This window comes from Mesorhizobium sp. M2E.F.Ca.ET.209.01.1.1, assembly GCF_004010375.2.
Classification (GTDB): Bacteria; Pseudomonadota; Alphaproteobacteria; order Rhizobiales; family Rhizobiaceae; genus Mesorhizobium.
The window spans coordinates 81,024-92,112 of record NZ_SADP02000021.1 but is presented as its reverse complement, the minus strand read 5'-3'; the positions used below and the strand labels follow the sequence as shown (position 1 = coordinate 92,112).

General features: G+C 63.9%; 14 protein-coding genes. 5 read left to right on the top strand and 9 right to left on the bottom strand.

The window, feature by feature from the left end:
* Positions 1-310 precede the first annotated feature (310 nt).
* A complete protein-coding gene (locus EN852_RS28780; RefSeq protein WP_127879225.1) occupies positions 311-565 on the top strand; it encodes a hypothetical protein in 255 nt (84 codons plus the stop codon).
* A gap of 183 nt (positions 566-748) precedes the next feature.
* Here EN852_RS28780 and EN852_RS28775 read toward each other — a convergent pair whose 3' ends face one another.
* From EN852_RS28775 to EN852_RS28760, 4 genes are read right to left on the bottom strand one after another with little or no spacing between them, the layout of a single operon-like run.
* Positions 749-1,111 (bottom strand): helix-turn-helix transcriptional regulator, encoded by a 363-nt coding sequence (locus tag EN852_RS28775; RefSeq protein ID WP_127879223.1) that lies wholly within the window; start codon positions 1,109-1,111, stop codon positions 749-751.
* A gap of 39 nt (positions 1,112-1,150) precedes the next feature.
* Positions 1,151-1,675, bottom strand: a complete 525-nt coding sequence (locus tag EN852_RS28770) for a Smr/MutS family protein (RefSeq protein ID WP_127879221.1) — start codon at positions 1,673-1,675, stop codon at positions 1,151-1,153.
* The gene (locus EN852_RS28765; RefSeq protein WP_127879219.1) at positions 1,672-2,778 is read right to left on the bottom strand and encodes a murein transglycosylase A; all 1,107 of its coding nucleotides are present in this window, start codon (positions 2,776-2,778) and stop codon (positions 1,672-1,674) included. The genes EN852_RS28770 and EN852_RS28765 overlap by 4 nt, the downstream gene beginning before the upstream one ends.
* A gap of 22 nt (positions 2,779-2,800) precedes the next feature.
* The gene (locus EN852_RS28760) at positions 2,801-3,508 is read right to left on the bottom strand and encodes a Tim44/TimA family putative adaptor protein (RefSeq protein ID WP_127879217.1); all 708 of its coding nucleotides are present in this window, start codon (positions 3,506-3,508) and stop codon (positions 2,801-2,803) included.
* Between the two features lie 203 nt (positions 3,509-3,711).
* Between EN852_RS28760 and EN852_RS28755 the strand changes: the two genes are divergently transcribed.
* Together EN852_RS28755 and secB are read left to right on the top strand one after the other, a co-directional pair.
* The gene (locus EN852_RS28755) at positions 3,712-4,206 is read left to right on the top strand and encodes an FxsA family protein (RefSeq protein ID WP_095820157.1); all 495 of its coding nucleotides are present in this window, start codon (positions 3,712-3,714) and stop codon (positions 4,204-4,206) included.
* A gap of 118 nt (positions 4,207-4,324) precedes the next feature.
* Complete coding sequence (secB, locus tag EN852_RS28750) at positions 4,325-4,825, top strand: protein-export chaperone SecB (RefSeq protein ID WP_042645309.1); 501 nt, start codon at positions 4,325-4,327, stop codon at positions 4,823-4,825.
* 297 nt (positions 4,826-5,122) lie between these two features.
* On the opposite strand, the gene dnaQ is transcribed toward secB, so the two are convergent.
* The 5 genes from dnaQ to EN852_RS28725 all read right to left on the bottom strand — a co-directional run bounded on the left by dnaQ (position 5,123) and on the right by EN852_RS28725 (position 8,918).
* Positions 5,123-5,827 (bottom strand): DNA polymerase III subunit epsilon, encoded by a 705-nt coding sequence (dnaQ, locus tag EN852_RS28745; protein WP_127879215.1) that lies wholly within the window; start codon positions 5,825-5,827, stop codon positions 5,123-5,125.
* 75 nt (positions 5,828-5,902) lie between these two features.
* Positions 5,903-6,508 (bottom strand): dephospho-CoA kinase, encoded by a 606-nt coding sequence (coaE, locus tag EN852_RS28740; protein ID WP_127879213.1) that lies wholly within the window; start codon positions 6,506-6,508, stop codon positions 5,903-5,905.
* Entirely contained in the window at positions 6,508-7,341 is an 834-nt protein-coding gene (locus EN852_RS28735; RefSeq protein ID WP_127879211.1) for a shikimate dehydrogenase, read from the bottom strand. The genes coaE and EN852_RS28735 overlap by 1 nt, the downstream gene beginning before the upstream one ends.
* Positions 7,334-7,927: a Maf-like protein gene (locus EN852_RS28730; protein ID WP_127879209.1), complete on the bottom strand. Its 594-nt coding sequence runs from the start codon at positions 7,925-7,927 to the stop codon at positions 7,334-7,336. The genes EN852_RS28735 and EN852_RS28730 overlap by 8 nt, the downstream gene beginning before the upstream one ends.
* A gap of 169 nt (positions 7,928-8,096) precedes the next feature.
* A complete protein-coding gene (locus tag EN852_RS28725) occupies positions 8,097-8,918 on the bottom strand; it encodes a pyruvate, water dikinase regulatory protein (protein WP_127879207.1) in 822 nt (273 codons plus the stop codon).
* Between the two features lie 401 nt (positions 8,919-9,319).
* Here EN852_RS28725 and hemE point away from each other — a divergent pair, with 401 nt between their 5' ends.
* Positions 9,320-10,348, top strand: coding sequence for a uroporphyrinogen decarboxylase (gene hemE, locus EN852_RS28720; RefSeq protein ID WP_127879205.1), 1,029 nt, complete (start codon positions 9,320-9,322; stop codon positions 10,346-10,348).
* Positions 10,345-10,881 carry a protoporphyrinogen oxidase HemJ gene (hemJ, locus tag EN852_RS28715; RefSeq protein WP_127879203.1) on the top strand — a complete coding sequence of 179 codons (537 nt, stop codon included), beginning with the start codon at positions 10,345-10,347 and terminating at the stop codon, positions 10,879-10,881. Before hemE ends, hemJ begins: the two co-directional genes overlap by 4 nt.
* Positions 10,882-11,089 lie beyond the last annotated feature (208 nt).

Genomic DNA, 11,089 nt, shown 5'->3' with positions numbered 1-11,089 from the left:
GGTGCGGGGTCTGCTTCGAACAGCCCCGTGCAACTGTTCAGGTTGATGGTTCACCGGTGGGAAGGGACCGGGCCATGCCACGGCCTGTCCGAAAGGACGACCAGGATCCACTCGGTCTCCTTCCCACTTCAACCATACACCGAAACCAACACACAGGATCCTAGGGTCTTCGCGACGTCGCTTCGCTCCTGCTTTGCCCTGGAATGACGAAAGCAACGGCCTGCGAAAAAATCGCACAACTCCATGAACCGTTTCCGTTCAGCCGGCGACACACAGCCGTGAATGGCAAACCCAACCATGGAGACCTCAAATGACTGCTTTTCTGCGCAATACCCTTCTTGCCGCCGTCGCCGTGTCGGCCCTGACCGGATCGGCCCTGGCGGACCAGACCTACAAAAGCTGCGCCGCAACCAACCTCAATGACCTGTGGAGCGGCCGCTGCTGCACCGTCGGCTCCGAGAACTGCCTTGGCGGCGGCAATGGTGGCCGCGACCATCACGACAATGGCGGCCGAGGCAACCCCAATGGCGGCAGCACCAACGGCCGCGGCGCCGGCAAGTTCTGATCTCGGGCGTGAGGGTTGCCTGCGGCGCAGTACACGGAAGCCTTGGCTTTCGCGCCGTCGTTATCCTGTGGCGAGCAAGGAGCGAAGCGACGCGCGCAGACCATGGTCTGCGCGTCCGCTTCGCTCCCACTCCGCCCGTGGATGACGAAGTTCGAGCGCTTCGGCTAACCGCACCCGGGCAAACTATCTGCGCAGCGCAGTCCGGACCAATGCGGTGATTTTCCGCAGCTGCTCTTCATCAAGCTTTTCGATGCCCTCGGCCAAGAGATTGGCAAGCTCGGTGGCCGCCGGCGACAGGCCGGACGTGTCGATCCTGACCCTCGGGTGCGAGCTTTCGGCGAGGCGGGCGAGGTCTTCGGCATCGTCCCAGATGATGTTGAAATAGCCGATGATCTTCTGGATCAGCGTCCAGGTGGGCGCGCCGCGGCGGCCGTGCTCGAGCGCCGACAGATAGGCGGCGCTGACGCCGATGGCCTCGGCCATCGCCTTCTGGCTGACGCCGCGTTCAGCGCGCAGCGCCCTGAGCTTCTCGCCGAACGGGGTCATGTCGGCCTGCTCATTCGCGAGCCCTCATTGCTGAGTTCCTCATGGGCGCGTCCGCCGCAGCCGCACATAGAGCGCGCCCGAGCCGCCATGGTTGCGGGCGGCGTGATCGTGGCTGGAGACGAGGTGGCGGAAGGCCGGCGTCGACAGCCAGGCCGGCACGGCGCGGCGCAGGATGCCGTCGCCGCCGGAGGACGAACCCTTGCCGGTGATGATCAGAACGTAGCGAATGCCGCCGGCATGCGCCCGATGCAGGAAGGTGAGCAGCAGCGAATAGGCCTCGTCCTGCGTCATGCCGTGCAGGTCAACGCGGCCTTCGATCGGCAGCCGGCCCTTCTTCAGCTTGTGCAGTGTCTGGTCGTCGAGCGCATGCGAGACATGCGGCGTCTTCGGTTTTGCAGCGACGGCCGGGACACCGTTGACCGGAGCGGCGGCCGGCGTCGGCTTGGGCTCGATGATTTCGGGAATCTCGACCGCTGTCTTGCCTTTCAGCGGTCGGGCCGAACGCGCCACCAGGTTCCACAGGATGCGGTCGTCGTCACTGAGATGATCGTCGCGGCGGCTCACCGGGTCGCTCCATCGAACAGCGCGCGGGGCACCAGCGCATAAAAATCCGCCGCGTTGCGAACCACGCCGGCGATTTCGCCAGCGGCGTCGCCCGAGCCGGCGAAAAGATCGCCGCGCGCGGGCCCGGTGATGGCCGAGCCGGTGTCCTGCGCAATCATCAGCCGCCGGAACGGTCTTTTATCGAAGGCAGTGAGCGTCGGCGCGTCGATATAGAAGGGCGTGCCGAACGTATGCAGCAGCCGATCGACGGCGACCGAGCGCCCCGGCGTCAGCGGCACCTTGGCGGCGGCGATAGGCCCAAGCGCCGCATCGTCGACCGCGGCCTCGCGGAAGAAGATGTAGGAGCGGTTTTGCCAGAGGATCTCGTCGACCCGCTCCGGATGCGCCTTGAACCAGGCACGGATCGACTGCATCGTCACCTTTTCCAGCGGGATCTCGCCGAGATCGCTCAATATCCTGCCGGGACCGGTGAAGCGCTGGCCGGACTTCGCGGCATAGGTCACGCGGCGCAAGCTGCCGTCGGTCATCTTCAGGCGCGCCGCGCCCTGCACATGGATGAAGAAGGCGTCGACCTTCTCGGCAAGCCAGGCGATTTCCAGATCTTTGCCGGCCAGCGCGCCGCGCTCGATCGCGCCGCGGTCGAAATATTCGACTGGGCCGTCATCCGTCCGGCGGGCGAAGGCCAGATAAGGATCCATGCCGGCCGGCCGGTTGCTGTCATCGATGTCGATCAGGTCGGCGGGGCGGGACAGCACCGGCACGGTGAACCGTTCCGTCCTGACCGGCGAGGCCTCGACCTCCGGCTCGTAGAAGCCGGTGACGAGACCCGAGCCGCCATTGTCGGGCATGACCAAAGCGGGGGCGAAATGCCGTTCGAAGAAGGATCGCGCTTCCGACCGATTCGGCGCCGAAACGGCGCGCGCCTCGCCATAGGCCTCGGCAAAGGCATTGAAATCGACACCGAGCGAGCCGGTGCGATAAGGTTTCACGGGCGCATGGAAGGCCGAGCGGCGAAAGGCCGCGAAGGCCGCAAGGTGATCATCCTCGCTCCAGCCGGGCAGGTCGGTGAAGGATTTTTCGCTGAGTGTAGGAGAGAGCGGCACGACCGAGCCCCGCCGCTTTGTCTCAATCTTCTTCTTCGGTGGCGACGAGCTTCCAGTTCGGGTCGCGCGAGCGGGTGTCGCGGGCGAAGGTCCAGACATCCTTGACCTCGGCCACCGTCTCCGGATCGCCGTCGATGACGGCGCCGGCCTTGTCGCGGGTCGCCGAGATCAGCTCGGAGACGACGCGCAGCGTGATATGCGCTTCCGAGCCCTTCATTTCGGCGGCGACGATGTCGGCCTTGTCGATGCCGACGAAGGACGACTGGATCTTTTCCGATTTCGCCTCGCGTTCGCCGATGGCGGCGACGAAGCCGTCATAGACTTCGCGCGACAGAAGATTCTTCAGCGTCTTGCGGTCGCCGTCGGCATAGGCCATGACGATCATCTCATAGGCCATCTTGGCGCCGTCGACGAAGCTCTTGGGCTCGAAGGACGCGTCATTGTCCTTGATCGTGCGCAGGCCCCTGTTGAGATCGGTGTCCGGCTTGGCGAAGGCGTCGATATCGGCATAGGTTTCGGCGGCGCTTTCGCCCGGCATGCGCTTGCGCGGCAGCGACACGACATTTTCCGGCTTCTGCGCCGCATCTGCCTCGCGCGTGCGGCTCGCCGAATAGGGATCGAAGGGCGGGCGCTCGTTGCCGGTGCGACGTCCGAGCACGTTGCGCAGCTGGAAAAAGATCACAACCGCCGCAATCAAAAAGAAAATCGTGCCGAAGTCGAAGAAACCCATATTTTCCGCCAACTCGAACCCTGTTCTTGCCGGACCGGCCTAACCCCTCGGGGACCGCGGTCGCATAGCGTTCAACACTCAAAGCATATAGAACGGCAGGCGCAATCATTCAAATCAAAGGCAGCCATACCTATCTAAGGGCGCCAAGGCCAGCGGTCGATTGTCCGCGAGCGCCCAAAAGAAGAAAGCGATCGGTCGAGACTTTGCGCATTTCGTTCATCCCGCTGTTCCTGCTCCTGCTGCCGCTGCTGGAGATCGCCGGCTTCGTGGTCGTCGGTCGCGAGATCGGCGCTTTGGCGACGGTCGGGCTGGTCATCCTTTCCAGCGTCGCCGGCAGCCTGCTGCTCCGGCATCAGGGTTTCGGCGTCATGACGCGGGTGCGGGCCGAGATGGATGCCGGGCATGATCCCAGCCGGCAGCTCGCCCATGGCGCGATGATCGTGCTGGCGGCGATCCTTTTGATCATCCCCGGCTTCATCACCGATATCTTCGCCATTCTTCTGCTGCTGCCGCCGGTGCGCGACTTCGCCTGGCGCCTGCTCAAGAGCCGCATCGTCATGGCGACCAGCTTCTCGAGCGGCTTTTCGGCGCGCCGGCGCGACACTGTCATCGACCTCGACGACAGCGACTATTCGCGCGACGATTATCCGAACCGGCCGGATCACAATTCGCCGTGGCGGCGGCTGAAAAACGACTAGTCCCAGGCGCTTTGCCCGATAAAGCGGCAAAACTTGTTTTGTCCGCCCGAGCATGGTAGCGAACCCGCGATTTCAATCCGGTCAGCAATGCTGCCCAGGCAGAAGGACTTAAAGGCTCATGGCCAGCAACGATGACGCGGCGACCGGCGCCGCCAACGGCAACGGCACCCAGAACCAGCCCTCGCTCAATGTGCTTGCGCAATATGTGAAGGATCTGTCCTTCGAAAGCCCCGGCGCACCGAACTCGCTGCGCGGCCGCGACAAGGCGCCCGGGATCGCCATCAACGTCAACGTCAACGCCAATCCGCTTTCGGACAAGCAGTTCGACGTCAACCTGACCTTGAACGCCAAGGCCTCCTTCGACCAGGAAGTGCTGTTCAATGTCGAGCTGGTCTATGGCGGCGTCTTCGCCATCTCGGGCTTCCCGCAGGAGCACATGCTGCCGATCCTGTTCATCGAGTGCCCGCGGCTCCTGTTCCCCTTCGCCCGCCAGATCATCTCCGATGCGACCCGCAATGGCGGCTTCCCGCCGCTGATGCTCGACCCGATCGATTTCGCGCAGATGTTCCAGCAGCGCATCGCCGAGGACCAGGCCGCGAGCAAGGTCCAGGTGAGCTGAGACCCATCGCTACCGCCATCAAGAGCCCGGCTTCGCGCCGGGCTTTTTTGTTGAGACGTCGGAGGTTGGCGAAAACCTCCGGGCGGTCGTCATTCCAGGGCGGAGCAAGGAGCGAAGCGACGCAGCGCAGACCCTGGAATCCATTCCGTTACGCTAAGGCGTTGCAACGGTTATAGAATTCTGCACCGTTGCGCCCTACGGCGGCAGTCACGGCATGGATACTCGGGTCAAGCCCGAGTATGACGACGTCACGGAGGGATTCGGCCAATCGCGTAGATCAGCGCCAGAAGCGGCCTCTCACCCCACCGCCACCTTGAGCCACAGCGCCTTTTCGCCGAGCGTCGAAACCAGCCCGGCATGCGCGGCGCGGTCGGCTTCGCTCAGCCGCGGCGGCAGGGCGATGGGCCGCGCGCCGATCGAGACGTCGATATCGGCCACCTCGCCGGCGCCGTTCATCTGCACCGCCACGGCCTCCAGCACCAGTGCCGCCTGCTTGCCGCCGATGAGCTCGATATAGACCTCGGCCAGCAATTCGGAGTCGAGCAGCGCGCCGTGCTTGGTGCGGCGGGTGTTGTCGATGCCGTAGCGCCGGCAGAGCGCATCGAGCGAGTTCGGGCCCATCGGATGCTTGCGGCGCGCCAGGGCCAGCGTGTCGATGATACGGCCGGGATCTATGGCCGGATGGTCGAGCCGGCTGTATTCGAGGTTGAGGAAGCCGAGGTCGAAGGTGGCGTTGTGGGCGATCAGCTTGGCGCCATCGGTGAAGGCCAACCACTCGTCGACAATTTCGGCGAAGGTCGGCTTGCCGACAAGATCGGCGGCGCTGATGCCGTGCACGGCCTGCGCCTCGGCGTGGATGGCGCGGCCCTGCGGACTGATGAATTTATGGAAGGTGCGGCCGGTCGGGAAACGGTTGACCAGCTCGACGCCGCCGAGCTCGATGATGCGGTCTTCGCGCAAATCGAGGCCGGTGGTTTCCGTATCGAAGATGATCTCACGCATGTCGAATCAATCCGCTCCAAGGAGCAGAATCACAAACCAGAACAAAATGGCAATGGGGACTGCTGCCAGCGGACGTCAGGAACCATGCCGGTCGGACTTATCCCCCGTCAATTGGCCGATGACGGCTGCAACGGCCTTCCGCGCCGCCTCGAAGCCATTTCCGGTGTCGACGATGAAATCGGCCTGGCGGCGCTTTTCGGCGTCGGGCACCTGCTTGGCGAGGATCGACAAAAATTTCTCCTCGCTCATGCCAGGCCTCGCCAGCACGCGCTCGCGCTGGATCTCGGGCGACGCGGTGACGACCACGACCTTGTCGACGCGGTTGCGGCCGCCGGTTTCGAACAGAAGCGGGATATCGAGCACGGCGACCGGAGCGCCGGCGGCGCGATACTTCGCCAGAAACGCATCGGCATCGGCCCGCACCAGCGGGTGAATGATTGACTCGAGCTTCTTCAGCGCGGCGGGATCGCCGAGCACTTGCTGGCCAAGCTTCACGCGGTCGACCACGCCTGCCTCAGTCGTGCCCGGGAAGGCGGCCTCGACCAAAGGCGCGGCCTTGCCGGAATAAAGGCGATGCACGGTCTCGTCGGAATCATGCACCGGCACGCCGGCCTCGGCGAACATCTTCGCCGTCGCCGATTTTCCCATGCCGATCGATCCGGTGAGGCCAAGCACGATCATCAGTGGCCCTCGATGTCGGCGACGATCATGCGCCGCAATTCGGGCGTGACTTCGGGCTTCCTGCCGAACCAGCGTTCAAAGCCGGGCACAGCCTGATGCAGCAGCATGCCGAGCCCGTCGACCGTCCTCAGCCCCCGCGCCCTGGCGGCGGCCAGCAAAGGCGTCTCCAGCGGCACATAGACGATGTCGGTGACGATGGCGTGGTCCGGCAAGCCGGCCGGATCGGCGGAGAGCGTCGCATCGCCATGCATGCCGAGCGCCGTAGTGTTGATCAGCAGGCCGGCATCGGCAAGCAGCTCGCCGACCGCGCCCGCAGCATGCGCCGAAACGCCGGCGCCAAAGTGGCGGCTGAGTTCCTCGGCTCTCGCCACCGTCCGATTGACGATGCGGATGTCCTTGATGCCGCGCTCTTTGAGCGCGTGAATGACGGCGCGGGAAGCGCCGCCGGCGCCCAGCACTACGGCCGGTCCATTGGCAGTCCAGCCCGGCGCATGCTCGTCGAGGTTGGCGGCAAAACCGTAGCCGTCCGTATTGCCGCCCCACAGAACGCCATCCTCGAACCACAGCGTGTTGACGGCGCCGATTTCATCGGCCGCATGGTCGCGGCGGGCAACGCCGGCGAAGGCGGCTTCCTTGTGCGGAATGGTGACATTGCCGCCGCGGTATCCGTCCTCGCCGAGAGATTTGAGAAAAGCGGCGAAATCCGCCGGCGCGACGTCGATCGCCTGGTAGCTGCCATCGATGCCGTATGTCTTGAGCCAATAGCCGTGGATTTTCGGCGAGCGGGAATGGGCGATCGGATGTCCGGTGACGCAGGCTCGTTTCTCAGCCATCGATCGCTCCCAGCGCGCGCAGCTCCTTCAGCACCGGCAGCAGCGGCAGGCCGACGATGGTGAAATAGTCGCCTTCGATCTTCTCGAACAGCTGGATGCCCTCGCCCTCGATCTGATAGGCGCCGACGCTCCCCAGCGCCTTGGCGCCGACCCGCGCCAGGTGCCGGCCGATGAAGGCAGGGTCGAGCTTGCGCATGGTGAGACTGGCGACGCCGACATGCCGCCACAGCACTTCGCCGTCGCGGCAAAGCACGGCGGCGCTGTTCAACTGATGAGTCTTGCCCGACAGGAGATGCCTGCGCGCGCCTTCCATGTCGGCCGGCTTGTGAAAGACCTCATCGCCCAGCGACAGCGTCTGGTCGCAGCCGAGCACAAGGGCGCCGGGCCTCCGCTCGCTGACCTCGGTCGCCTTGGCCTCCGCCAGGATCGAGGCGACGTCTTCCGGCGAGACGCCACTGTCTTTCAGCGGAGCCTCGAGCGCGCGCTCGTCGACATCGGCCGGCACCGCCTCGATATCGAGGCCGGCATTGACGAGCATCGCCTTCCGGAACGGAGAGCCCGAAGCGAGGATGATTTTCTCGGCCATGTTTTTTCGCGCCCGGTCCGTGGCACCGACTAGGGTGTTGAGATTCAGGTTAGGCCGAGCCGAAAGTGGTGGCTTCCGAGAACCGGAACGGAGCGTACTTAAAGTACGTGAGCACCGGAAGCGGAGGAAGCCGCCACTTGCAGGCCGGCATCACCTGAATATCGACGCCCTAGCGCGTCTTGCCCCGCAGGGCAACGATCGCCGCCGCCGTTTCCTCGATGGAGCGGCGGCTGACGTCGATCATTGGCCAGCCATGCCTTGTGCAGAGTTGGCGCGCATAGGCGAGCTCCTCGTTGATCGCGGCGCGGTCGACATAGTCGGTCGGCACGAAGGCGGCGCTGTTGCCGAGAATGCGGTTCTGTCTCACATGCGAGATGCGCTCGGCCGTAGCGATGAGGCCGACGACCAATGGCTTCTTGGCCTCGACCAGGCTCTCGGGCAGCGGCACGCCGAGCACGATCGGGATGTTGGCGGTCTTGATGCCGCGATTGGCGAGATAGATCGAGGTCGGCGTCTTCGAGGTGCGCGAGATGCCGATCAGCACGATGTCGGCATCGTCCATATTGGCTGGCAGCTGGCCGTCGTCATGCTCCATGGTGAAGTTCAGCGCATCGATGCGGCGGAAATATTCGGCGTCGAGGACATGCTGGGCGCCGACGCGGCGGCCGGCCGGCGTGCCGAGATAGGACTGGAAGACGGCGAGCACCGGCTCCAGCACCGAGACGCAAGGCAGGCCCATAGTCGCGCAGCGCTCGTCGATCGAGCGCGCCAGCTTCTGATCGACGACGGTGTAGAGAATGATGCCGGGCTCTTCCTCGATGTCCTCGAAGACCTTGGCGACCTGCTTCTCGGTGCGGATCAGCGGATAGATATGCTCGATGGCGCGCGCGTCCTTGTACTGGGCGGACGCCGCGCGGCCGGCGGCCAGCAGCGTCTCGCCGGTGGCGTCGGAGATCAGGTGCAGATGGAAGAAGCTCTGAGGTTTGTTCACAGGGGATGGGTCCAGGCTGTGGGCAATTGTGGACAAGGCTGGATGGGCAAGCCTCGGATCAAAAGGCGACTGTATCAGATGGCCGCTTGTCCACAATTCGACCGGCTGTAGGCTTTGTCGCGGCGCTGGGGACAAAACCGGGGATCAACTTTTCTGGGCCGGTTTAATCCACAGCGCGGATTTCAGAGCGGAATGGCCAAGCTTTTGAGTCAAAAGAATGAATCCGCTTCGTCCCCAGAACCCTCCAAATTGCGAAAGCGAGTACGCGACAATATGCTGACTGGCCTTTTCGGGCCGCAGGCTGGACAGGTCGCAACCATCACAACCAACAGACTCTTAGAATCAGAAGACTCTTTTAAAATAGATATTTGATTTAAGAGAACTGGAGAGGCGGGCGCTGGATGGCTGGGAAACGGATCGTGCTGGACGTCCTCAAGGGCGAGACGGTTTCACCGCCGCCGCTCTGGATGATGCGTCAGGCTGGCCGCTATCTTCCGGAGTATCGCGAGACAAGGAAGCGCGCCGGATCCTTTCTCGATCTCTGCTATGATCCGGACCTCGCCGTCGAGGTGACGCTGCAGCCGATCGAGCGCTTCGGCTTCGACGCCTCGATCCTGTTCTCCGATATTCTCGTCGTGCCCAATGCCCTGGGGCGCGAGGTTCGTTTCGAAGAGGGCCGCGGGCCGATCCTGAAGCCGATCACGGCGGCCGAGATCGCGGCGCTGAACGGCGAGATGTTTCACGTGAATCTCGAACCGGTCTACGAGACCGTGCGCCGGCTGCGCGCGAAGCTGCCTGACGAGACGGCGCTGCTCGGCTTCTGTGGCGCGCCCTGGACGGTGGCGACCTATATGATTGCCGGGCATGGGACGCCCGACCAGGGCCCTGCGCGGCTTTTCGCCTATCGCGAGCCCGAGGCCTTCGCACGGCTTCTGAAGGTACTGGCCGACCATTCGGCTGCCTATCTCATCCGTCAGATCGAAGCCGGCGCCGATGCGGTGCAGATTTTCGATTCCTGGTCGGGCGTCCTGGATGAACCCTCTTTCGAGGCTTTCTGCGTCGAGCCGGTGGCCGAGATCGTCGGCCAAGTGAAGGCGGTTCACCCTGACGTGCCGGTGATCGGTTTCCCTAAGGGCGCCGGCGAGCGCTATCGCGACTATAGGAAGAAGACCGGTATCGCCGGCCTGGGCCTGGACTGGACCGTGCCTTTGTCCATGGCGAAGGAGCTGCAGCGCGAAGGCGCGGTGCAGGGCAATCTCGATCCGCTGCGCCTGGTCGCCGGCGGCAAGGCGCTGGCCGACGGTGTCGATGCCATTCTGAGGACTTTGGGCGGCGGACCGCTGATCTTCAATCTCGGCCATGGAATCACGCCGGAGACGCCGGTGGCGCATGTCGAAGCGATGGTGAAAATGGTGAGGGGCCACCGATGAGCAGTGCAGGCAATGAGAACAGCACGGGCCAGGCGATGAAGCGCATGGCGGTCGGCATTGCCGTTCTCGTGGTGGCGACCGCCCTGCTCTATTTGGTGGCCGGCGACGGCTTCTATCTCTGGGCCAAGGCGATCCATGTGATCGCGGTGATCGCCTGGATGGCGGGCATGCTCTATCTGCCGCGCCTCTTCGTCTATCACGTCGATGCCGAGAAGGGCTCTGTGCAGTCCGAGACTTTCAAGGTGATGGAGCGGCGGTTGCTCAGGGGGATCATCAATCCGGCGATGATCGTGACCTGGGTGTTCGGCCTTTGGCTGGCCTGGAAAGGCTTCGGCTTCCAGGGCGGCTGGCTGCACACCAAGATCGCTTTGGTGCTCGTCCTGTCGGGTCTGCATGGCTATCTCGCCGGCGCTGTACGGAAATTCGCCGAGGACAAGAACGAAAAGCCGGCCAGGCACTGGCGGATCGTCAACGAGATCCCCACATTGCTGATGATCGCCATCGTCATCCTGGTCATCGTGAAGCCGTTCTAGATGAGGAGCATGATCTTCTCCGAAAGCCGGTTCGGGATCATGCTTTAGGCTTCCCTCCGATCCAGCAAGAAGGCCCAGCAAAAGGCGGCTTGCTCTTTCAGACGACCGACGATAAAAGACGGGTCTTCCTTCCCGTCATGCGCCGCCCCTTTACTCGCTTTCGGCCGCGCCCGGCATTTGTCGTATTCAGCCGATTTTTCTCCCCAAA

What these genes read in the sequence shown, in the direction of transcription:
- hemE (WP_127879205.1), top strand. Translation starts at nt 9,320, where the DNA reads ATGGCTGGGAAACGGATCGTGCTGGACGTCCTCAAGGGCGAGACGGTT.
- EN852_RS28735 (WP_127879211.1), bottom strand. Translation starts at nt 7,341, where the DNA reads ATGGCTGAGAAACGAGCCTGCGTCACCGGACATCCGATCGCCCATTCC.
- hemJ (WP_127879203.1), top strand. Translation starts at nt 10,345, where the DNA reads ATGAGCAGTGCAGGCAATGAGAACAGCACGGGCCAGGCGATGAAGCGC.
- secB (WP_042645309.1), top strand. Translation starts at nt 4,325, where the DNA reads ATGGCCAGCAACGATGACGCGGCGACCGGCGCCGCCAACGGCAACGGC.
- coaE (WP_127879213.1), bottom strand. Translation starts at nt 6,508, where the DNA reads ATGATCGTGCTTGGCCTCACCGGATCGATCGGCATGGGAAAATCGGCG.
- EN852_RS28775 (WP_127879223.1), bottom strand. Translation starts at nt 1,111, where the DNA reads ATGACCCCGTTCGGCGAGAAGCTCAGGGCGCTGCGCGCTGAACGCGGC.
- EN852_RS28730 (WP_127879209.1), bottom strand. Translation starts at nt 7,927, where the DNA reads ATGGCCGAGAAAATCATCCTCGCTTCGGGCTCTCCGTTCCGGAAGGCG.
- EN852_RS28780 (WP_127879225.1), top strand. Translation starts at nt 311, where the DNA reads ATGACTGCTTTTCTGCGCAATACCCTTCTTGCCGCCGTCGCCGTGTCG.
- dnaQ (WP_127879215.1), bottom strand. Translation starts at nt 5,827, where the DNA reads ATGCGTGAGATCATCTTCGATACGGAAACCACCGGCCTCGATTTGCGC.
- EN852_RS28760 (WP_127879217.1), bottom strand. Translation starts at nt 3,508, where the DNA reads ATGGGTTTCTTCGACTTCGGCACGATTTTCTTTTTGATTGCGGCGGTT.